Raw genomic sequence first — 21,469 nt, forward strand, 5'->3', positions numbered from 1 at the left:
CGCTACGGCGCCTGCCGTACCTTCACCGTCGCCCCCAGTTGATGGAAGCCGGTGCTGGCTTCCCAGATATCCTGGTTGGAGAGCCGCAGCGCATAGTCGCTGCGGCCCCGCAGCGCCGGCGCCGCATCGGGCAGATGCAGCAGCAGCGCATAGTCCCCCGGCGGCAATGACCGCGGCAGCGTGACCGTCTGGCGCAGCACCAGGGTGCGACCGGGCAGCCAGGATCGCGGGTCCGCGTCGAGGCGCACGGGATAGCTGACGCCGTCGCTCTCGCTGCGCAGGACCAGTTCCACCGGCCTGGCATTGAAGGGCGCGGCCCAGCCTTCGTTCTGCAATGTCAGAAGCAGGTGCATCGGCCCGCCCGCCGTGGCCGTGCGGTCGAAGATGCCGTGGCGCAGGCTGATGCGGTAGCCCAGGCGCCGCTCTACCTCGGCATGGCAGCCCTGTTCCTTCCATGCCGACAGTACGGCTTCATGGAAATGGCCGTTCAGGTAGGACCAGTGAAACCGCGCCATCTCGCGCAGCGCCGACTTGCAGTCGCTGCGCGGCGGATTGTAGTTGCAGGTCTCGCCGCCCATCGGCACGTAGGAGGTGTCGGCGGCGAGATAGTCACGGCTCGCCGGCGACATTGCCCGGTAGGTGCCCCAGTCGTTGTCGGAGGCAAGAAAGCAGTCGTTGTGATGCCCGGTGCGCGCGCTAAGCGTGTTCTGGAATGCGTCCTCCGGCGACAGGGCGCCGGGGCCGGCGAGCCGGTACTTGAACTCCGGCGTTCGCAACTGCACCATGCGCCCTGACGGCACTACCTGCAGCAGCTTGTCGAAGATGGCCTTGCGGTCGCGCCAGTTTTCCTCGCTGAAGTTGCCGCTGCCATAGTTGCGGCTGTTGGCCCATTCGCCCCAGCTGCCGATGAAGCCGGCCTGCAGCACCGCAATGACATCGCTGTTGCGCTCCAGGTAGGGCGCAAGCTGATCCAGGTGTGAAAGCACGAGCGCGCGCGGCGCATCCTGCGCATTGTCAGCGTAGTTATAGGCAAAGCGCAGCACTACCTTCAGGCCGGCGGTTCGCACCGCATCCATTTGGCGCTGGAAAAGCGCCAGCCGCGACGGCGGTATCGGCCCTTCAAGCGCATCGCTGAGAATGAAGGCGCATAGCACGAGGCTCTGATGAAGCACATTGCGGTATGTACGCAGCCGGGCCGCATCCAGCGGTCCGCTGCTGCAGTCCACCTGCTGGTAAAAGCCGCGTTCTGGATTGCTGAAGGCCTCGCCGGACGGCGGGTAGGCAACGGTCGCTTCGGGCATGCCGGCAACCTGGGCCACGGCCGGCACGACACAACATGCCAGTGCGACCCCGAGCGCCAGGGCCCGCGGCACAGCTGGTAATGAGCAAAGTTTGGAAGAGGTGAGTAGGCGCGATATCATTTTGCACAGTCTTTTGGAGGTGATATCACGGCTTCCGCAAATCGGCTTGACGCTTCTCAATAACAGGGAGGCCGGCCGGCATTCAAATGGGAAGCGGCCTTTCCGGTATGCGCATCAGGCCTGCGGGCGTGCGCTCACCTTCCATTTGAAATCAACTATGTCCAACAGCAACGCAGATCCGCAACCGGCCGCTAACGATCCGGTCCGGTCTGGCTACCGTCCCCGCAACCGGGTAGAGCCATTGCCGAGACAGTGGCAACGGGAGCCGCAACATCAGCTGCAACAGCCCATGCCGGCACAGGCATTTGTCCATACAGCGCGGCATCCGGCGACCGCCGGCGCCTGGCAGCCCAGGCCAGCGCGTCGCACCGAGTTCGTCGCGCTGCTGGGACTGTGGCTGCTGGTCGCGCTGGCGGCGGTCGCGATTGCGCTGCGCTTCATGGACCTGTCCAGCGTGTTGGTCAAGCCAGGACATCCCGAACCCGGCGCGGCCAGCGCCGAAGCTGCAGCGCAGGCTGTGCGCATGGCGTCGTACCTGCCGCGCAGCGCGGCCGCGAGCGACGATCCGTTCGATGATCCCTTGCCCGCGCCAGTATCCGCCGCAGACCCAGCCACGCCCGCTGCGTCCGTGCAGTCGCCCGCCGCGGCAACAAGGCCTGCGTCGTCGGCGCCCACGCTCGCCAGGGCGCCCGCGGCCGGGGAAACGCCTGGCGCCCAGGTGCCATTGCGGGCCGCCGTGCCCGAGGCGGCGGCGCAGCCATCCGCCGCCGCGCCGCCAGGCGCCTGCCCCGAAGCGCTGCGCGCAATGCAGCTCTGCCCCGGTAACGCTGATTGAGGCAAGCGTCGCACGGCAACGCCCGGTCCCTTGTCCGCGTTCGCAGTGCCAACTCGCACCAGCGACGCTGTAAGCCTGTCCAGGCGGGTGTTTCGAGGCCGGTCATGGCAGCGCTTGCCGGGCGGATGAGCGCTGGCGGCCCGCAACGTCGGTGCTGATGCCGTTGCCGTTCCCTGGTCCGCGGGTGATATGCCAGCTGTGGAAGGTGCCGAGCGAACCGGATTGCTGCAGGTCCGGCGCTTAAAGCTGAACATCGAAAGGCCAACATGGAAATTGATCAGGATCGTGACGCTGCTGCTGTCTGCAGGGTTGGCCTGAAAGCAAGCGTTAATGCCTGATCTGAAAAAAGTGCATCTGTATGCTGCTGATATACCGCTCCACTTTCTGACGCAAGGATTTGGCCTGCACAAGAAAGGTCCATAGGTCGCCCATCATGAACCTGACCATCCTCCGCCGCTGCCCATGCCGTGAAAACAGCGCCTGGCCCCAGAGTGCCGGTTGCACCATGGGATGGTAATGCACATTGGCCCTGCCGGATTGCAGGCGGCGTACCTGTGGCGGCGGCGGTGCCGCCTCCATGCATGCTTCAACAAAGTTGAGGCCGCACCAGACGGAAGCCGACAGGCTCCCCCAGAATCGGGGATTGGACTCGAACAGGAATACCCGCCCGGTTTTTTCCTCGACGCGCGCATCGATATTCATTACGCCGTGGTAGTTGCTGCTTTCGCAAATCGTGCGTGCTGCGTTTTCCAGCTCAGGGCTGGAAAGGAATTCGATGGGAGCGCCGAAATTTTGCGGGAAGTCGCGCTGCTGGACCGCAATGGCCGTGATACTGCCGTGAATAGCCAGCAGATTCAAGCCGATATCAAGCCCTCGAACGTACTGCTGGACGAGTAAGGGCGCGAACTGGTAATCGTCAGCCTCCACGATTTTCTTTTGGTATTCCTGTTCGGAATGAATCACCTGGACGCCTGCCGAGCCAGCCTGGTTTAGCGGCTTGAAAACGATGGGCAGCCCCAACTCGCCTGATATCTCGTGAAAATCAATATCCTGCTTGCAAGCGACCAGTCGGGCTGGCGGAACATTGAGCCCATGCTTCTTGCAGAATTGGTAAAACTCCCATTTGTCGTCGAAGCAGTCCAGCATGGCTGCGTTCGGCGCGGGGATAACCGAGGCGTTCAGTCTAGGGCCGATGCGGTCCACGACTCTTTCGGCAGGACAGTCGCAGGGAATGACGGTCAAGTCGGGCATCTCCATGGCCAATCGGTTTATTGCCGTAACCAGGTAATCGTCATCGCTGCCATCAAAGTTGGCTTGGATGGACTGGCTGGTCATGTTCGTAAGGGAAAAATGGCGCGTTTCCCTTGAAATGACAACAGTGCAGTTGGCGGGACCAATCGCATGAACGGCAGTCAGCACCTGTACCAGGATACCCGCTGCCTCGCTTAAAAGAATGAAGGGCTTTTTCCTGGTTGTCATTACTTCACCTAAATGAACAGTGAATAGCCAGTCGGGGAAGGTCGGAAGAGAACGCAAAGTCCGCAATCCTGTTTCTATGGCCCTCACTATACGCCGGGAGTCACGCTGTCCGACACAAAACCGATCTAACATTTAGATGGTTTTCCCGGATGGTAAGCCATCGCCCGCGCCCGTCTTTCCTGCTAGACCGGGAACCCCGACATCCACGTAACTGCCTTGCGCGGGAACCAAGAGTTCTCCCGGGTAGCCTGTTGGCGTTCCCGATAGGTCCGCAGCGAGAGGGCGAGGCGATGAAGCCGATGATTTACGGACGAGGGAAGCCAGGCCCTGCCATATTGATGAAGGGGCCTGCGACCAAGGCCGGCTGCCTCGACTGGCGACTGGTCGGCCTGTTTAATGCCAATCCTGTTGGGATTGGCATAAGCACTCACGCCGCCTCGCGCTCGCCATCCTCGAAGGCCATGCGCGCCTGCTCGCGCACCTGCCTGCGGCGCAGCTCCCATAACTCGCGCAGGCGGTCGGGGCGCAGTTCACGCTCATCCGCCTCGGACACGAAGCCAACCTCGCCATTGCCCACGGCCTCGGTGCGGGAAAAGCTCCACTCGCGGCAGAATTCCGGCTTGATCGCGCCGGCATGCTTGGTCGGCATGGCGCACAGCAGCTGCATGCCGAGGTTCTCGCGCAGGAACTTCAGCACATCGCGCGCCCGCACCTCGTCCATCTTGGAAAAGGATTCGTCATTGACCAGCAGGCGCAGGCTGGGGCCTTTCTCGAAATGCTTCAGCTTGTTGGTCACCACCGCCGCATGGATGATGTAGGCCGGCGTCTCCAGCTGGCCGCCGGAGCCGGTGCCCCATTCGGACAGCCTGACCTTGGAGCCGGTATCGGATTCCTTGTAGATTTCATAGCGGCGGTAATTGCGGAAGTCGGCTACCCGCTGCAGTTCGCGCAATCCATGTTCCTCGTCCTCCGACAGCAACAGGCCCAGCAGCCGGTCGCGCACTTCGCGCTGCTCATGGGTGAGCTGCGGATCGCCGAACAGGCTGGCGGTTTCCTCGCCATCCGACAGCGCTGCGGTGGCGCGGAAGAAGTCGTAATAGGCCTTGTATTCGGGCACCCATTCAGACCAGTCGATGCGGAAGCGGTCGGTGCCGAAGCGCAGCTTTTCCAGTTCCATGTTCAACGTGCGCAGCGTATGCACGCCGGCGTCGACGCCATTCCTGATCTCGTAGCAGAACTGCTTGGTGAAGACATCGTTGAACGACAGCTCGGCGGTGCGCAGCTGTTCGAGGTTGCGCACCAGGCCGATGTCCTTCTGCCGCAGCAGCTGGGCGCGGGTCTGGTCGCGCAGGGCGATCATCTGCGCATACAGCGGACCGAAGTCGCCGTCGCGGCTGTCCAGTCCGGACTGGGCGTCGAACTGCTCGTCGGCTCGGGCATGGGCATGGTAGGCGCCGAGCGCGGCGCGCACGTCGCTGTAGAGCTGCCAGGCGTGTTCGCGCTGGCGCGCCACGTCTTCCTGTGCATCGGCCTGGCCCTGGCGGCCGCGCTCGACCTGCGCCGCAATCTGGTCTTCCAGCGCCACCAGCGACAGGCTGGCATTGACCGCGCACAGCGCGCGCAGCCGGCTGCGGTCGGCTTCCACCGCCTGCCTGCGTTCTGCGCTGCCGGCGACGATGCGCGCCAGCGCGGCCTGCTGCTGTTGCAGCGCGCGTTCATGGCCCCCGATCTGCTTGTTGCAGGCCGCCTTCTTCTGTTCGAGCAGCGCGATTTCCTCGCCCAGCGCCTCGGCCTCGTCCTGCAGCTTGCCGGCCGCGGCCAGGTCGAGCCGGCCGAGGTCGGCGCGCGCCGCATCGAGCTCGCGCACCGCATGCTCAAGATCCGCGCGGGCGGCGAAGGAAGGCCGCTGCAGTTGCGCAAGCAAGGCCAGCGCGCCCTGCAGCTCGCGCAGCATGGCCCGCAGCGCCTGCAGTTCCTGCTCGGCTGCTGCATGCTCCTCTTCGGCCCGTGCCCTGGCCTGGCGCCGCGACTCCTGGCCCAGCACCAGCTGCTCGGCGTCTGAGACGAACATGGTGCGCGCGCCGCTGCCCTTGCCGTCACGGGTCAGGCCGCGCGGCGCATGGCGCAGCGCATCGACATCGGCCACCTTGACCACCGGGCCGTACTGCTCATGCAGGTAGGCATGCGCCACCGGATGCTCGGCGCGCAGCTCGTGCACGATGGATTCGGCAGGCGTGCGCTCGGTCCTGACGTTCTTCAGGCACAGGCTGCCCTGGATCACCGAGAGCCGCAGCTTCTTCTGGCGCACGAAGGCAATCGCCCGCGCTTCCCATTCCTGGTCCACCACCAGGTTGAAGCGGGCGCCGCCGAGATAGCCCTCGATGGCCCCCTGCCATTCCGGCGACAGCGGCTCGACCAGGTCGCACAGCACCTGGGCCCGCGCTTGCGGCAGTTCGCTGCGCAATTCCTTCAATGCATGGCGCACATGGGCCGGGTAGTCGGCGCCGCCTTCGGCCAGGTTGGCGCGGCGCGACTGGGCATCGCGCTCGCGTCGCAGGGCGTCGGCCTCGATGCCGCGCAACTGGGCCATCTGCGCATGCAGCGCCGCCACGAAGCTGTGGTCGGCGCCGGCCAGCGCCGCAAACAGCTGTTCCAGCGCAGCCTCGATGCCCTCCAGCTCCTGCGCCAGAAGCAGCGACTGCAGCACATCGGCCTCGGGCAGGGCGGCCAGGCGCGTCACCGCATCCAGGGGCGCGGCCAGGCCGCGGGCGTCGGCCGCGGCCAGCGCCCCGGCCACCGCCTGCGCGGCGCGCGACAGCTCGGCCTGCTGCGCCGGTATCTGCATGTCTGCCACCGTGCGCGCCGCTGTCTCCAGGCGGCGCGCGGCATCGGCATTCTGGCGCAGCGCCGACAGGGCAGTGCGGACCCGGCCATTGAGTTCATCGATCTGGCCCTGGATGCGGCGCTGCTGCTCCACCGCCGGTATGCCCATCATCTGCGCATGCACCTGGGTCAGGCTGCGGCCGCGCGCGCTGCGCTCCTGTTCCAGCCTGGAGAGGGTGTCATTGTCCTGCGCAATCGACGCTTCCAGTCCGGCGATGGCGGCGTTGGCGCGTTCGACCTGGCGCTGGTCGTCGCGCAGCGCCAGCGACGAGGCCAGCAACTGGGCCAGCGCCGCCGCCTCATGCGCGCCGCCGGCGGCGGCCGCGGCCGTGCCCAGCCGTTCCAGGCGTTCCACATTGGCCGACAGCCGCTCGCCCTCGCGCCGCAGTTCATTGACCTGCCGCATCAGGCGGCTGGTCTGGGCAATGCGCTGCGCCAGCATGCCGGCGTCGAGCTCCAGGATCTGGCGCCGCACCAGTTCATCGACGCTGCCGATGGGCTTGTGCGCAATCGACTGGCTCCAGGCCCGGGCCGCGCTTTCGGCTTCGGCGAAGGACACCGCCTTCTGGCCGCGGAAGCGGCCATACAGCTGGCACAGGTACTCGCGCTTGCTGTCGCGAAAACTCGTCACGCCGCGATAGCGTGACGATAGATGCGCCTCGATGCGCTCGGCCGGCACCACCAGCAGCGCGCCAGCGCCGCCCTCCGCCCCCTCATCGCGGGCGGTCAGGTCTTCCAGCCGCAGCGCCGCATCGTCGATGATCAAGAGCGCCAGCCGCTCGGCCACCGCCTGGCGCCTGCCGCCGCTGCCGTCGACCCGGGCCGAGGCGGCCACCAGCGCGGTGAACTCGCGGCCTTCCTCGCCTTCGCTGGGGCGAAACACCGCGCCCACATAGCCATGGGCGCCATCGGGGCGGGCGAACAGGTTGTCCTCGGCGCCGACGATGTAGGACCACAGGGTGCGCTTGGTCTTGCCGTTGCGCGCCGACTGGGTGGTTTCATCCTGGCCCGGGTTGTAGTTGAAGATGTTCTGGTAGACCGCGGTCATCACGGTCTGCAGCGCGTCCAGCATGGTCGACTTGCCGGAGCCGGTCGGGCCGGTCAGCAGGGTCATGTCGCCCATGGCATATTCCTGGCTGCGCAGCGCGCCCCAGTTCACCAGGATCAGCCGGTCCAGTTTCATTGCGGGTTTCCTTCTTCCTCGGCGGCTTCGGGGATCGGCTCTTCCGATTCCAGCGCGCGCGCCAGCATGTCGTCGCTGATGATGCCCAGTATGGTGGGGCGGATCGCCAGCAGCGCTTCCTCGTCTTCCATCGCGAACAGCGGCGCCAGGCGGATCAGCCGGTGCCGCTTCAGGTCATTGAGCAGGCGCTGACGTTCCACCGCGCCGGCCGGCAGCGGCCGCTTCAGTTGCGTCTGCAGGGTGGCGGCCAGTTCCTCGAAGCGGGCCAGCACTTCGCCGTCGTCGGTCAGACGGCCGCCGGCATCGGCCAGGCCCTGCTGGTACAGGAAGCGCAGCGCCAGCGCGGCCGCCACGAAGTCGGCCGAGAGCCGGGCGCGCAGGCCGGGCATCGCATCGCCGTCGCTGCCGTCGGCGATGCCGGGAATGTCGGCGCCTGACGCATACAGCCGGAAGAAGGCGTTCTGCGCATCGTGCACCAGGGTAAAGCCGGCCAGGCCGAAGTACTCGGCCAGCGGCGCCTCGATGCGGCGCATGTCGTCGTACAGCCGCTGCTCGACGCCATCCTCGTCGCGCACCATGATGCCGGCGGCATACATGCGGCCGACGATCTCGCGGAAACGTTCCAGCGGCACGTTGTGCGGCTCCAGTTGCGCCATCAGCGCGTCGGTCAGGCTCATGGCTGCTTTTCCCCTTCGTTCACTTCATCCTGTGCATCCGATGCATCCGATGCATTCAGCGCGATGCGGTAATCCGCGCCGCTGTAGTAGTCGTTTTCCATGCGCGCCGCCAGCCTTGTCGCCCTCATGCCGTGGCCGCGGCCGCTGCGGATGGCTTCGACCAGCTGCATGTTGGCCAGCAGGTCGGCCGCGCTGGCGGCGGGCAGTTGCGACAGGCGCAGCGGCTCGCGCCGTGCGGCCAGCGCCGCGCCGACCCGGCGCAGCACATCGTCATTGGGCAGGGCAAAGGCATCGGCCTCGGCGCGCTGCATCGCGGCCGCCAGCCGGGCATCGCGGCTGACCCTGGGCCGGGCGGTGACGGCCAGCGCGCGCCGCCGCTGCGACGGCCCGCGCAGCCGGAATGCCGATGGGTCCAGCAGCCGCACCTCGGCCGGCGCCATGGCCTGGCCCAGCCGCAGCAGCAGCGCCTGCTGCGCCTGGCCGGCATCGGCCACGCGGCCGATGGCGTCGCTCCAGGCGCGCCGGCCGCGGCCGCCGCCCAGCAGCAATGCCTGCTGCACGATGGCGGCGGCGCGCTGCATGTACACGCTCATCGCCTTGATCAGTTCCGGATGCCGGCTGTTGCAGGCCGCTTCCACCATGTCCTCGATGCGAAACAGCATCCAGTCCAGCGTGGAGCCGCCGCTGCGTTCCTGCATGGCCCAGCGGGCCACGTCGTTGAGCCGGTTCTCCAGCAGGTCGCGGCGCACCGGGTCCAGCGCATGCAGCTGCACGATCGCTTCCCGTATCGCCTGGCGGTGCCGCTCCACGCTGTCCGCGGTGAGCTGCTTCTTGAATTCCTTCTCGAAGCGGTCGAGGAATTCCATGAAGCCTTCCCACGGCGTCTGCGACGCTTCCAGCATCAGCCGGCGCACCAGCTCCTGGAAATAATCCACGCCCTCGGACAGGTCGCTGATGACCTTTTCCGCATAGTCCCAGGCGTCGACGAGGTCGTGCGCATCGAGGTTGCGCAGGGTGGCATCCAATGCATTGCGGCAGCTGCGCACATTGCGCTGCCGGGTGCGGCTGCTGCGCCGCTCGACCGACCAGAAGGCTTCGGCAAACAGCTTGCCGGCGCGGGTCAGGCGGTAGGCGGTGACGAGGCCGGCACGGTCGGGAAAGGCTTCCACCCAGCCGTCGCGCTGCAGCGCGCGCACCACTGCGGCTGTTCCCTGCACATCGTCCGCATGCTCGGGGATCAGCGCCGGTTCGCCATCATTGTCGTCCTCCGGCGCCGGCAGCCGGCGCGCCTCGCGCACGACGGGCAGCAGCAGGTCGCGCAAGCCGTCGCGGCTCAGGTTCTGCGCGTAATTTGCACTCGGGCCATGCAGCCGCTCGTACAGGGCGCGTACGCAGGCGACGATGACTTCACGGTGCTTGCCAGAGAGGGGACGGAAGAAGTGGCGTCGTTCAGTTTCAAAAAACACAAATGTTGCAGTCAGAAATCAGCAGCGTGCAACTATAAGGGCAAGAGGCCGCGCAGCGCTACTGGTTTTGCCGCCGGTGTGACCGTGCCGCCGCAGTTTGGCGGTGCGGCGCGCCTGTCGTTGCCATCCAGCGTTCTGCTGCCCGCGGCTGGCCTGCTGCCTCTTTGTGGCACCGCAAGGAATGTGAGCCTGGCGGCCCATGGCAGGCAGCATCTGGCCACGCCCGGTACAAACCGCAGGCGGCTGCCTCAGGCAGCGCCGCAGCCTGTCCGCCTCGATCAACCAGCACCAGGGATTCCATACATGCACGCCTCTTCTTCTGCAAACGGGCATCAGCCCGATCGCTTTCCCCCCGCCTTTCCAGCAAGCAGTCCGCTGACGACGACAGCGACGCCTGGAGCCATCACAACCACGACCACCAGCACCACTGCCACCACCGTAACGACAACGATCACGACAGGCACGGCCACCGCCACGCAACCCGTGCTGCGTGCCGAACCCGCACAGGCCAGCCCGCTGCTGGCCATGGCGCAAAGGCCGCGGGCACGGCTGGATGCGCGCCTGCTCGGGCACTATGTGGACAGCCTGCTGGAGGCATTCGATCGCGGCGAAACCGACGCCGATACCATCATGCGCACAGCGCTCGTGGTCAGGAATGTCGTTGCCCGGGATGTCCGGCATGCCCTGATCGCGATGCATGGCGCGGCACGGGCAATGAAAAAGGAGCAGGTGCTGATGTATGCATGCAATATCGGCATGAACTGGCATCACGGCAACAACGCCCTGTGTTTCGCGGCCCAAATGGGCCATGCAAATGCGGTCAAGGACCTGTGCGCGCTTGGCGTATCGCTGGAAAGCTGCAACCCGGAAAACCGCCGCACGCCGCTCATCATCGCTGCCAGGGAAGGCCATGACAGTGTCGTTGATATTCTGCTTGCCCATGGCGCCGCTGCCAATGCCGTGGATGTCGACGGCATGACGGCGCTGGCGCATGCCAGGCAGTGGCTGGCACGAGGCAGCATGCTGTTCAACACCAGCATGCACGACCCGGAACTGGGCATGAACTGGAGCCGCTGCGTGCGCCTGCTGGAACAAGCCGGCATGGCTGTCTCGCCGCGATGCGATGCAGACCAATAGCATCCTTGCCTGGCGCTACCGTGCAGTCAGCCCTGGCATGGCTGCTGCAGGAAGCGGGACGGTGCGGGTTTGTGGAAGCGGTCAGCGCGGCGCCTGTGCCGGTTCGCGCGAGGCTTCCCGTGCCTGCTCGATGATGCGTTCCAGTTCATCCTGGCCAGGTTCGGCTGGCACCGGCGTATCCGCATCCGGTTGCGCCTCCGGCACGGCCAGCGGGTTTCTTTCCTGCCCCTGTCCCTGCTGCGGAGCCGGCTGCGCCATTTGCGCCGACAAGCCGCCAAAGCGGGCATTGACGTCCACCAGCCTGCCGTTCTGCGCCTGCCGGAAAAAGTCGCCCACCAGGTACAGCGCATTGTGCGCACCCTGGCCCCAGTAGCTGCTGCGCATGGTGACGCGGGCGTCGTTGAAGCCCACCCATGCGCCTGATACGAGCGTCGGATGCATCAGCATGAACCAGCCATCGGTATTGTTCTGCGTGGTGCCGGTCTTGCCGGCCACATCGGCCGTGATGCCGAACTGCGAGCGAATCGCCGTGCCGGTACCCTGGTTCACCGCGGCGCGCAGGATGTCCACCAGCTCATGCGCCACCCGCGCCGGCAGCGCGCGCTGCTGCATGCCTTCGAACTCGGCCAGCACCTTGCCTCGGCGATCGGTAATGCGGGTCACCACCACCGGCTGGCGATAGTCGCCGCCATTGGCAATGGCGCCATAGGCCGTGGCCATTTCGAGCATGGTGACCGGGCTGGCGCCCAATGCCAGCGCCGGCACCGCTTCCAGCCGGCTCTGGTTGACGCCCATGCGGGTCGCCAGATCCACCACCCGCTTCGGCCCGACTTCCTGCATCACCTGGGCCGTGATGGTGTTCCTGGAATACATCAGGCCCTGGCGCAGCGTCATCGGCTGGTTGCTGGGCGGGTTCAGGTCGCTGGGCCGCCACACCGCGCCGCCGCCGAGCGGTATCTCCACTGCGCGGTCGACGAACTCGGTCTCCGGCGTCATCCCCTGGGCCAGCGCCGCGCCATAGACAAAGGGCTTGAAGGTCGATCCCGGCTGGCGCTGCGCGCGCGCCACGTGGTCGTACTGGTCGGTCTGGAAGTCGCGGCTGCCGACCCAGGCCCGCACTTCGCCGCTGTTCGGGTCCATGGCGATGAAGCCGGCCTGCAGCCGGGTCTTGTCCTCGCGGAGCCGGTTCATGAAGGCCTTGTCGGCACGCAGCCTGGCCAGCGCATCGGCTGCGGCCTCGCCGCCCTCGACCGCATTGCGGTAGGCGCCGGATTCGCGCACGAAGGCGTTCACCACCTCGTCGCGGCTGCTCCAGAAATAGCCGAACGGCGCGACCCGCTGCCGCATGCCGGCATAGGCGGACATCGACGACGACAGCAGGCGCGGCGAGGCCACGCCCCATTCGACATCGGCCACCGCCTGCAGGCCGGACAGCTGGCGCGCCACTGCCTGGTTGGCCGCCGCCTGCAGGCGGCTGTCGATCGTGGTGCTGACCACTAGGCCGTCGAGGTAGATGTTGTAGTCATTGTTGTCGGCCCATTCAATGAGCCAGCGCCGCACATACTCGGCGAAATGCGGCGCCGGGCCCGTCTCTTCATCCTGGCGCTCGAAGTCCAGCCGTATCGGCCGCCTCGCAAGGCTGGCAAGGTTGGCCTCGCTCAGGTGGCCGGCCTTGTGCATCTGCGCCAGCACGACATTGCGCCGCTTCTGCGCCCGCTCCGGATTGGTCACCGGGTTGTAATAGCTGGTGCCCTTCAACATGCCGATCAGGGTGGCGCTTTCCAGCACATTGAGCTTGGCGGCGGATTTGTCGAAGTAGGTGCGGGCCGCCATCTCGATGCCGAAGGCGTTGTAGAGGAAGGGCACGGTGTTGAGATAGGTTTCCAGGATCTCGTCCTTGGTGTAGGCATGCTCGATCTTGAGCGCAGTGATCACTTCCTTGATCTTGCGCGTGACCGAGCGGCTGCGGCCTATCTCCTCCGGATACAGGTTGCGCGCCAGCTGCTGGGTCAGGGTCGAGCCGCCCTGGGTATCGCCGGCGAGGGTATGCGCCATGCTGGCCGCGGTGCGCTTGAAGTCGATGCCGTGGTGCTCGTAGAAGCGGCGGTCCTCGGTGGCGATCAGCGCCTTGACCACATTCGGCGAGATCTTCGCCAGCGGCACCCATTCCCGGTTGCTGCGGCGGAAGGCGGCGATGCGCTTGCCGTCGAGGGACATGAGCACGCTGGGCTGGTCGGCCTTGGCCTTGCGGATGTCGCTGATGCCGGGTGTGAAGGGGATCAGCAGCAAAGTATAGAAAAACAGCAGCACGAACAGGATTGCGGCCGACGCGCCCAGGGCCTTGGCCGCGGACCTTGCGCGCTCGCTGCGGCTGGCGCCGGGCGCGATCGCGCCATTGAAATAGCCGGCGATGCGGCGTGCCAGCCGTCGTGCGGCCTCCATCCGCTTCGCGGCTGGTGATTGGTGTTCCAAGAATTGCTCCCTGCGTGGTTCGGTGGCGCTGCGCGCGAAAACGGCGATGATACCCGAGCGCCGCCATGCGCTTGCTTGGGTTGCTGGAACCATTGGCTGCAGTTGTAATCCAAACAAGCCCGACAATACAGCCACCCCGGAGTTTTCATGAAGATACTGATGGTGCTTACCTCGCATGACCAGCTCGGCGACACCGGCAGGAAAACCGGCTTCTGGCTGGAAGAGTTTGCCGCGCCGTATTACGTGTTCAAGGATGCCGGCGCCGACATCAGGCTGGCCTCGCCCAAGGGCGGCCAGCCGCCGCTGGACCCGAAGAGCGACGAGCCCGATGCCCAGACCGACGCCACCCGCCGCTTCAAGGGCGACGAGCAGTCGCAACGCGCGCTGGCCTCGACCGTGCCGCTGGCGAGCGTGGAGGCGGAAGACTATGACGCGGTGTTCTATCCAGGCGGCCACGGCCCGCTGTGGGACCTGGCGCAGGATGCCGATTCCATCCGCCTGATCGAAACCATGCACCAGGCCGGCAAGCAGGTCGCGTTGGTCTGCCACGCGCCCGGGGCGCTGCGCAATGTGCGCGGCGCGGACGGCAAGCCGCTGGTGGCTGGCAAGAAGGTGACCGGCTTCACCAATAGCGAGGAAGAGGCGGTGCAGCTGACCAATGTAGTGCCCTTCCTGGTGGAAGACGCGATGAAGCAGAGCGGCGCGAACTACAGCCGCGGGCCGGACTGGCAGTCTTATGTGGTAAGCGACGGGAACCTGATCACGGGGCAGAATCCGGCCTCGTCGGAGGAGGCTGCGCGGGAAGTGCTGGGGCGGTTGCAGCGGTAGTGAATTTAGCCGGACAGTTGTCAGGCGAAGGGCGCGTCAGCCAGGTCCAGGTTTTCCGAAACAAGCTTCGTACAGTGCGGCTTTTCTGGTTGGTTGGTCGACTATGCCCATTATTTTGGTTTTTTTGGCAGGCTTGCTGCTTTTTCCAACCCGGCTGTGTAATTAACCAGCGCTAATGCATAGGTGACTAGGCGCTGGTATTTTGGGTCGCTCTCCACCCGAAAGGCATCAAGATTATTCATCTTTATGAATTCCTCCAATGTGATGTAGTCGCCTGCGCGAATGGCGGATAACGCGTTGTCGGATAGGCAGGTGACTTTGTCGTTCATGGCGGGTCTTCACAAGAGTTGGCAAGGTGCATATTGCACGTTGCAGGCGCTCCGGTTGGCGCATTCGGTCCGTGATGGATATGTCTCAACTCGGGATTTCAATCGCAGGAAGAAAAAACAATTGCCTGAAAGTGAGTACTGAGCAATTGCAACCGGTTCCCGCAGCGCCCCTGTTTCATATGGCGCCTTCCTATCGCATGCACCTGCAAATACCGCTTGCGCCTGCGCCTATGTCGGCCAGCTAGCGGTTCACTGCCTGGAACATTGATTTTCTCAAAACGCAAAAGGACACCATGCTTCAATCCAAAGGCTATGGCGCGACCAGCGCCGACGATGCACTGCACCACCTCGACTTCCAGCGCCGCGACCCCGGCCCGCATGACGTGCAGATCCAGATCCAGTACTGCGGCGTCTGCCATTCCGACCTGCATACCGTGCGCAATGAATGGGGCAATACCATCTATCCGGTGGTGCCGGGCCATGAAATCATCGGCCGCGTGGTCGCGGTCGGCAACCATGTGACGCGCCACAAGGTGGATGACATCGTCGGCGTTGGATGCATGGTCGACTCCTGCCAGCGCTGCGACGCCTGCGGCATCGGACTGGAACAGTATTGCGAGAACGGCTTCGTCGGCACCTACAACGGCGAGGAAATGCATACCGGCGGCATGACCTATGGCGGCTATTCCGACAGCATCGTGGTCCATGAGAAATTCGTGCTGCGGGTACCCGGCAAGCTCGACCCGGCCGCCGCCGCGCCGCTGCTGTGCGCCGGCATCACTACCTATTCGCCGCTGCGCCACTGGAAGGTGGGGCCGGGGCAGAAGGTGGGCGTGGTTGGCCTGGGCGGACTCGGCCACATGGGCATCAAGCTGGCCCATGCAATGGGCGCGCAGGTGGTGCTGTTCACCACCTCGCCTGGCAAGCGCGAGGATGGTTTGCGCCTGGGTGCCGATGAAGTGGTGGTGTCGAAGGATGCCGACGCAATGGCCCGGCATGAGAACAGCTTCGATTTCATCCTGAACACCGTGGCCGCGCCCCACAGCCTGGATGCCTTCCTGGTGCTGTTGAAGCGCGAGGGCACCATGACCCTGGTCGGCGCGCCGGCCACGCCGCATCCGTCGCCGCAGGTGTTCAACCTGATCATGAAGCGCCGCCACCTGGCCGGCTCGCTGATCGGCGGCATCGCCGAAACGCAGGAAATGCTGGATTTCTGCGCCGAGCACGGCATCGTGTCGGACATCGAGATGATACGGATGGACCAGATCAACGAGGCCTATGAGCGCATGCTGAAAAGCGACGTGAAGTACCGCTTCGTGATCGACATGGGCACGCTGGCGTGAGTGCGGGAACACGCCCGGCGGCATGTGCCATCGGGTCTTCGGAGAAGAGTTCCCCTTGCTGGTGGAAGACTCCATTAAGCAAGGCGGCGCGGACTTCGGCCGCGGACCGGACTGGCAGCGTCGGTTGGTGAGCGACGGGAATCTGTTCGCCGGGTAGAATCCGGCGTCGTCGGAAGAGGCTGCGCGGGAGGTGTTATGGCAGTTGGAGCGGTTGGGATGCGCAGTGATGGGAATGACTGGGCAGCGTGGGTATAAAGCGGCTTTTCAGACGCTTGCCGCATAACGTTCGGGTGGCAAGGGCGTCCAGAGCCATGATTGAAAGGGTATAAAGGGGCCGGAAGTTTACAGGGAGTAGGGGTAGCCATCACCCGGTACTTGCGGCATGGCGGTCCGTTGTCGTAATTAGTGACCGTTTTGTTGCCGCACCTCGCATCTATCCGGGAGCAGCACTCACGGGCCCCTCCCGGGCTCTGGCACCCGCGCGGGCCTTAGGGTTTCTCGAACCAAGGCATACATCCTGGAAAAAGCTTTTTCAATTCGGCTTCCAGATAATTTTTGTAGTCAAGCGTGGGTGAATAATAGCCTTGGTTGGAATGACGTATTTTTTCCTCCTTATCCTTTTGGCTTTGTTGATCCACGAATTCCTCATAGGATAAGAGTTGTCCGGCCGAAATTGCTTCAAGCGCTTTATCGTTAATGGAAATGTTGTCTTCATCCATGATTCCCTCCGGTGGAATAGTAGTCAGGGCGGTACGTTGGAAAATCAATCACGGCGCAGGCACAGCACATGCGTGCCCCGGCTGAATTTATGTATCAGAAAAACCTGGCTGGTTCAGCTACCGGATTTCTTTCTCGTTTCTGGCAGCGTTGGCCGACACCATCCTGATCCCCCATGAAGACATACCATGCTTCAATTCAAAGGCCGATCGTGCCGCCATTACCAGCAATGGCGGCCAGCGCCCTGACTTCCAGCTGCACGACACCGGCTCGCATCACGCGCAGATGCTGATCCGGAACTGCGGCGCATGCGACTCCGGCCTGTGGACCTGGCGCGATGAATGGGGTAGTACCGTCTCCCCCAGTGCGATGCCTGCAGCATGGGAATGGAACAAGATTGCGAGTATGGTTTTGTAGGGAACTGCAACAACGAGGAAATGCATACCGGCGGCATGGCCTGGGGTGACTATTGCAACAGCATCGTGGCATGAGAAATTCGTCATGCGGATGTCCGGCAAGCTTGATCCGGCCATGCTTGCCTGAAAGGGTGAAAACGTGAAAACGCCCGGTGGCCTGCGCCGTCGGGGCGTATTGCAGCAAGGCGTGCCCGCCTTGCTGACCTTGCTGACTTCCCGACCTTCCTTCCCCTTACTCCGCGTTGCCGGCCAGTTCGGCCTGGTCGCCATCCTTCTCCGCCGGCACCGGATGGCCGTCAAAGCCATAGCGCGCCGACTTGGTGGCCGCGTGGATCTGCTCGATCGGAAACTTCGGCGTGCGGTCGGCATACAGCAGGCCGTTGGCTTCCTGGAAGGTGTCGGTAAACTGGGTGTAGCAGAAGCCAGAGAACATCACCGTGGTGTTGACCACTTCCAGCAGCTTGCGGTACTTGGTGGCGAACTGCTTCTGCTCATTGGCAACCGAATAGCCCCAGGTGTTGCCCTCGTTCTGCTGCGGCTTGACGAAGGCGATGCCGCCGAACTCGGTCAGCATGATGGGCTGGCCGCGGTGCGGATAGCCGTCCAGCGTCAGGATGCGGCCGCCGGGGCGCCTGCGGTCGAACAGTTCCTGGGTCTTGTCGGAATAACGCGCCTTGATCTTCTCCGGGTCGGCGTCGTAATCATGGATGCCGATGATGTCGGTGGCCGCCGCTTCCCAGCCGTCGTTGCCGATCACGGGGCGGGTGGTGTCGAGCGTGCGGGTCAGGTGGTAGAGCGCCTCCACCGCGTTGCGATGCGACTGGGTCGACATCAGGTTGGGCACGCCCCACGATTCATTGAACGGCACCCAGACCACGATGCAGGGATGGCTGTAGTCGCGCTCGATCACCTCGGTCCATTCATGCACCATGCGGGTGATGGCCTTGGCCGTGAAGCGGTAGGCCGAGGGCATTTCCTCCCACACCATCAGGCCCAGCTTGTCGGCCCAGTACAGGTAGCGCGGGTCCTCGATCTTCTGGTGCTTGCGCACGCCATTGAAGCCCATTTCCTTGGCCAGCTCGACGTCGCGCTTCAAGGCGTCATCATCGGGCGCGGTCATCAGGGTGTCTTCCCAGTAGCCCTGGTCAAGCACCAGCCGCAGGTGATAGGGCCGGCCGTTGAGCATGAAGCGGTCGCGCGAGATCGCCACCGAGCGCATCGCGGTGTAGGAGGTCACTTCATCCAGCACCTGGCCGTCGCGGCGCAGCGTGATGCGGGCGTCGAGCAGGGTGGGGCGCTCGGGGCTCCACAGCAACTCGTTGCGGGAATCGTCGATGCCAGGATCCGACAGGCCGATCTTGCGGTGGGCCTCGTTGCCGATCACCTTGTAGAGGTCATAGGCCAGCACCTTGTCGCCATGACGGATCTCGACTTCCACCGACAGGTTGTCTTCCGGGTCGCCATGCACGAACACGGCGCAGCCGATCTCGAAGCCTTCGAAGTGCGGCGTCCATTGCAGCTTGTGGATATAGGTCTTGGGCACCCGCTCGATCCACACCGTCTGCCAGATGCCGGTGGTGCGCGGATACCAGATCGAATGGGCTTCGAGCTGCCAGTCCTGCTTGCCGCGCGGCTTGGCCAGATCGTGCGGATCGTCCTCGGCATGGACAGTGACGGTCTGCTTGCCGGACGGGTCGAGCGCGCTGGTGATGTCGGCGGAAAACGGCGAATGGCCGCCTTCATGGATCGCGACCCGATGGCCATTGACCCAGACCGTGGCCTTGTAATCCACCGCGCCGAAGTGCAGCAGCACACGGTCGTCGCCCGGCATGCAGTCGAACTCGCGCTGGTACCAGCAGGCCAGGTGGAAGCCGCGGTCGCCTATGCCGCTGGTCTGCGACTCGGGCGGGAAGGGCACCAGGATTTCACTGGTCCACTGCACCGGGCGCATCGGCAGGTCGTAGCGCTGCTCGTTGTCGAAGGTGAATTGCCACTTCCCGTTCAGCGAAGTCCAGTTGGGCCGCACCAGTTGCGGTCGCGGATATGCATCAGCCATGTCTTTCCTTTCCATCAGTCGAATAAGGGCTGCGGCTGGCTGTCGCCATTCTGGCTGGCCGGGGCCGGCAGCAGCACGCCTGCCAGTTGCAGCAGGCGGTCCTGGTTGTAGCGGGTGGTGACGGCCTCGGCGATCCTGGCAGCCTGGCCGCGCCTGCAGAGCGCCACGCAGGCGCCGCCGAAGCCGGCGCCGGTCAGGCGGGCGCCGTGCACGCCGTCCTCGGCGCGCAGCATGTCGCACAGCGTGTCGAGCGCCGGCACCGAGACTTCATAGTCGTCGCGCAGGCTGGCATGGGACGCGTTCATCAGGCGGCCGAAGGCCGGGCCGTCGACGCCTTCTGCAATCGCCGCCAGCACCCGGGCGTTTTCCGTGACCACATGGCGGGCGCGCTTCTGCAGCGTCGACGGCAGCTGGCTCAGCGCGGCCACGTCGGTGACATCGCGCAGCATCGGCACGCCCAGGAGGCGCGCGGCCTCGCGGCATTCGGCGAAGCGCTCGTTGTACTTGGAGCCGGCCAGGGTGCGCGCCACGCCGGAGTCGATCACGATCAATTCGGTGTCGGCCGGCATCGGCAGGATCTTGCGGTCCAGCGTGCGGGTATCCAGGAACAGCATGTGGCCGGTGTCGGCCAGGCTGGACGCCATCTGGTCCATGATGCCGCACTGCACGCCGGCATAGCGGATCTCGGCGGCCTGCGCATATTGCGCGATCTGCACGTCGTCCAGTTCCAGGCCCAGCATGCGCCGCAGCGCGCGCAGCACCGCCACTTCGAGCGCGGCCGATGACGACAGGCCCGAGCCCATCGGCACGTCCGAATGCACCTTCATCGACAGCGGCGGCACCGCCACGCCATGGTCGCGCAGGATGTGCACGCAGCCGGCGACATAGCGGGCAAAGCCGTCCGGCAGCTCGCCATCGACCTCGAATTCGGCATGCTCGTCGAGGTTGCTGGAATAGACATGGAAGCGCTCATCCGGGCTGGGCGCGGCCTGCACATGGGTGCGCTGCGGTATGGCCACCGGCAGCACGAAGCCGTCGTTGTAATCGGTGTGCTCGCCCAGCAGGTTGACCCTTCCCGGCGCCGAGACCTGGACGCCGCCTTCGGCAAAGAATGTCGATGTCTCGCTCATGATGCCTCCGTTTCCAGGGGAAGGGCGCGCTGGCGGCCGGCATGTTCCACGGTGGGCCAGTCGGGGTCCATGGTCAGATTCTCCAGGCCGTCGTCATGGATCAGAAAGGTGTCTTCCAGCTTGATGCCAGGCAGGCTGGGATTGAAGGCCACCGCCATGCGTGCCGCCAGCGGCGTATCGGTGGCGGGCGTGGCCACCACCTCGCGCGACAGGTAACCGCAGATGCCGCCCTGATGATGGCGCCGGATGCCGTCGGAAAAGCCGTGCTTGCAATAAGCCTGCTCGAGCGTCGCATAGACATCCGATAGCGGCGTGCCGGTCCGGCAGGCCGCCAGCCCCGCCGCTTCGATCTCCATCAGCGCCGGGAAGTCGGGCTGGGCCGGCGCGCCGGCGAAATGCACGAAGCGGGTCAGGTTGGCATACAGCCCGTAGCCGCGGGCGCAGAACACCAGCATGGCGCGCCGCCCCAGCTTCTCGCGGGTCGGCGTTGCATGGCGATAGATAGGCAGCCGCCGCTCGTTGGCCACCAGCGTCAGCGTCGGATGCAGGCCGCGCGCCCACATTGCCTCGGCGCCGGCGCCGGCGAGGGCAAACTCGGTCCAGCCGGGCCGCGCCGCCTGCATCACTTCCGTCATTGCCTGCGCCGCCAGCAGGCCGACTTCGCGATAGCGCGCAATCTCGCTGTCAACCAGGCAATAGCGCTGGCGCAGCATGTGCTGGTCCAGCGCCTGTTCGCCGGTTGCGGGCCGGTCCGACAGCACCTTGCCGCCGGCGGCAAGCTCGGCGCAGAAGGCGCGCCTGGCCCGCGGATCGGCCCAGGGGGCGACATGCCATTCATAGCAACCTGCCGGCACTTCCTCGTCCTGCAGCCGCTGCGCCTCGATCTCGTCGGTCAGCACATAGGCCTGGCTGGCCGTGACCGCGATCTCGGCCACGCCGGTCTCGGCCGCCAGCAGCACCGTGTTGGAGCCGCCGGCGGTGGCCCAGGCAAACCAGTCGGTGCCGCGCAGGCGCAGCATGGCCGCGCCGCTGTGGCGCAGCCAGCCGCGCATGGCGGCCAGCTTTTCCTGTATTTCCTTACTGCGTTCTTGCATCGA

Annotated in this window: 16 protein-coding genes; 5 read left to right on the forward strand and 11 right to left on the reverse strand. The window is 65.1% G+C overall.

Features of this window, described 5'->3' with window-relative positions; genetic code table 11:
- Positions 1 to 2: 2 nt before the first annotated feature.
- A complete protein-coding gene (locus KTQ42_RS01360; RefSeq protein WP_217343867.1) occupies positions 3 to 1,301 on the reverse strand; it encodes a DUF4832 domain-containing protein in 1,299 nt (432 codons plus the stop codon).
- A 409-nt stretch (positions 1,302 to 1,710) separates the two neighbouring features.
- Between KTQ42_RS01360 and KTQ42_RS01365 the strand changes: the two genes are divergently transcribed.
- Complete coding sequence (locus KTQ42_RS01365) at positions 1,711 to 2,256, forward strand: hypothetical protein (protein WP_217343868.1); 546 nt, start codon at positions 1,711 to 1,713, stop codon at positions 2,254 to 2,256.
- 327 nt (positions 2,257 to 2,583) lie between these two features.
- On the opposite strand, the gene KTQ42_RS01370 is transcribed toward KTQ42_RS01365, so the two are convergent.
- The 4 genes from KTQ42_RS01370 to KTQ42_RS01385 form a co-directional block, all read right to left on the reverse strand.
- Positions 2,584 to 3,735 (reverse strand): ATP-grasp domain-containing protein, encoded by a 1,152-nt coding sequence (locus tag KTQ42_RS01370; protein WP_217343869.1) that lies wholly within the window; start codon positions 3,733 to 3,735, stop codon positions 2,584 to 2,586.
- 427 nt (positions 3,736 to 4,162) lie between these two features.
- Complete coding sequence (locus tag KTQ42_RS01375; RefSeq protein ID WP_217343870.1) at positions 4,163 to 7,801, reverse strand: ATP-binding protein; 3,639 nt, start codon at positions 7,799 to 7,801, stop codon at positions 4,163 to 4,165.
- Positions 7,798 to 8,478: a DUF4194 domain-containing protein gene (locus KTQ42_RS01380; RefSeq protein WP_217343871.1), complete on the reverse strand. Its 681-nt coding sequence runs from the start codon at positions 8,476 to 8,478 to the stop codon at positions 7,798 to 7,800. Before KTQ42_RS01380 ends, KTQ42_RS01375 begins: the two co-directional genes overlap by 4 nt.
- Positions 8,475 to 9,944, reverse strand: a complete 1,470-nt coding sequence (locus tag KTQ42_RS01385) for a Wadjet anti-phage system protein JetA family protein (RefSeq protein WP_217343872.1) — start codon at positions 9,942 to 9,944, stop codon at positions 8,475 to 8,477. Before KTQ42_RS01385 ends, KTQ42_RS01380 begins: the two co-directional genes overlap by 4 nt.
- 303 nt (positions 9,945 to 10,247) lie before the next feature.
- Here KTQ42_RS01385 and KTQ42_RS01390 point away from each other — a divergent pair, with 303 nt between their 5' ends.
- Positions 10,248 to 11,081, forward strand: a complete 834-nt coding sequence (locus KTQ42_RS01390) for an ankyrin repeat domain-containing protein (RefSeq protein WP_217343873.1) — start codon at positions 10,248 to 10,250, stop codon at positions 11,079 to 11,081.
- A gap of 81 nt (positions 11,082 to 11,162) precedes the next feature.
- On the opposite strand, the gene KTQ42_RS01395 is transcribed toward KTQ42_RS01390, so the two are convergent.
- Entirely contained in the window at positions 11,163 to 13,523 is a 2,361-nt protein-coding gene (locus tag KTQ42_RS01395) for a transglycosylase domain-containing protein (protein ID WP_217343874.1), read from the reverse strand.
- Positions 13,524 to 13,700: 177 nt separating this feature from the next.
- On the opposite strand from KTQ42_RS01395, the gene KTQ42_RS01400 reads away from it, so the two are divergent.
- On the forward strand, positions 13,701 to 14,381 hold the full coding sequence (locus KTQ42_RS01400) for a type 1 glutamine amidotransferase domain-containing protein (RefSeq protein ID WP_217343875.1): 681 nt from the start codon (positions 13,701 to 13,703) through the stop codon (positions 14,379 to 14,381).
- A gap of 110 nt (positions 14,382 to 14,491) precedes the next feature.
- Here KTQ42_RS01400 and KTQ42_RS01405 read toward each other — a convergent pair whose 3' ends face one another.
- Positions 14,492 to 14,710 carry a hypothetical protein gene (locus tag KTQ42_RS01405; RefSeq protein ID WP_217343876.1) on the reverse strand — a complete coding sequence of 73 codons (219 nt, stop codon included), beginning with the start codon at positions 14,708 to 14,710 and terminating at the stop codon, positions 14,492 to 14,494.
- A 293-nt stretch (positions 14,711 to 15,003) separates the two neighbouring features.
- Here KTQ42_RS01405 and KTQ42_RS01410 point away from each other — a divergent pair, with 293 nt between their 5' ends.
- On the forward strand, positions 15,004 to 16,053 hold the full coding sequence (locus KTQ42_RS01410) for an NAD(P)-dependent alcohol dehydrogenase (protein WP_217343877.1): 1,050 nt from the start codon (positions 15,004 to 15,006) through the stop codon (positions 16,051 to 16,053).
- 488 nt (positions 16,054 to 16,541) lie between these two features.
- Here KTQ42_RS01410 and KTQ42_RS01415 read toward each other — a convergent pair whose 3' ends face one another.
- Positions 16,542 to 16,772 carry a hypothetical protein gene (locus tag KTQ42_RS01415; RefSeq protein ID WP_217343878.1) on the reverse strand — a complete coding sequence of 77 codons (231 nt, stop codon included), beginning with the start codon at positions 16,770 to 16,772 and terminating at the stop codon, positions 16,542 to 16,544.
- A gap of 148 nt (positions 16,773 to 16,920) precedes the next feature.
- Here KTQ42_RS01415 and KTQ42_RS01420 point away from each other — a divergent pair, with 148 nt between their 5' ends.
- The gene (locus tag KTQ42_RS01420) at positions 16,921 to 17,187 is read left to right on the forward strand and encodes a hypothetical protein (RefSeq protein WP_217343879.1); all 267 of its coding nucleotides are present in this window, start codon (positions 16,921 to 16,923) and stop codon (positions 17,185 to 17,187) included.
- A gap of 231 nt (positions 17,188 to 17,418) precedes the next feature.
- On the opposite strand, the gene KTQ42_RS01425 is transcribed toward KTQ42_RS01420, so the two are convergent.
- The 3 genes from KTQ42_RS01425 to KTQ42_RS01435 are packed head-to-tail and all read right to left on the reverse strand — an operon-like array spanning position 17,419 to position 21,466.
- Complete coding sequence (locus KTQ42_RS01425) at positions 17,419 to 19,242, reverse strand: glycoside hydrolase family 2 TIM barrel-domain containing protein (protein WP_217343880.1); 1,824 nt, start codon at positions 19,240 to 19,242, stop codon at positions 17,419 to 17,421.
- 14 nt (positions 19,243 to 19,256) lie between these two features.
- Complete coding sequence (galK, locus tag KTQ42_RS01430; RefSeq protein WP_217343881.1) at positions 19,257 to 20,372, reverse strand: galactokinase; 1,116 nt, start codon at positions 20,370 to 20,372, stop codon at positions 19,257 to 19,259.
- On the reverse strand, positions 20,369 to 21,466 hold the full coding sequence (locus KTQ42_RS01435; protein ID WP_217343882.1) for a M24 family metallopeptidase: 1,098 nt from the start codon (positions 21,464 to 21,466) through the stop codon (positions 20,369 to 20,371). The genes galK and KTQ42_RS01435 overlap by 4 nt, the downstream gene beginning before the upstream one ends.
- Positions 21,467 to 21,469 lie beyond the last annotated feature (3 nt).

This window comes from Noviherbaspirillum sp. L7-7A, from assembly GCF_019052805.1.
Taxonomy (GTDB): domain Bacteria; phylum Pseudomonadota; class Gammaproteobacteria; order Burkholderiales; family Burkholderiaceae_D; genus Noviherbaspirillum_A.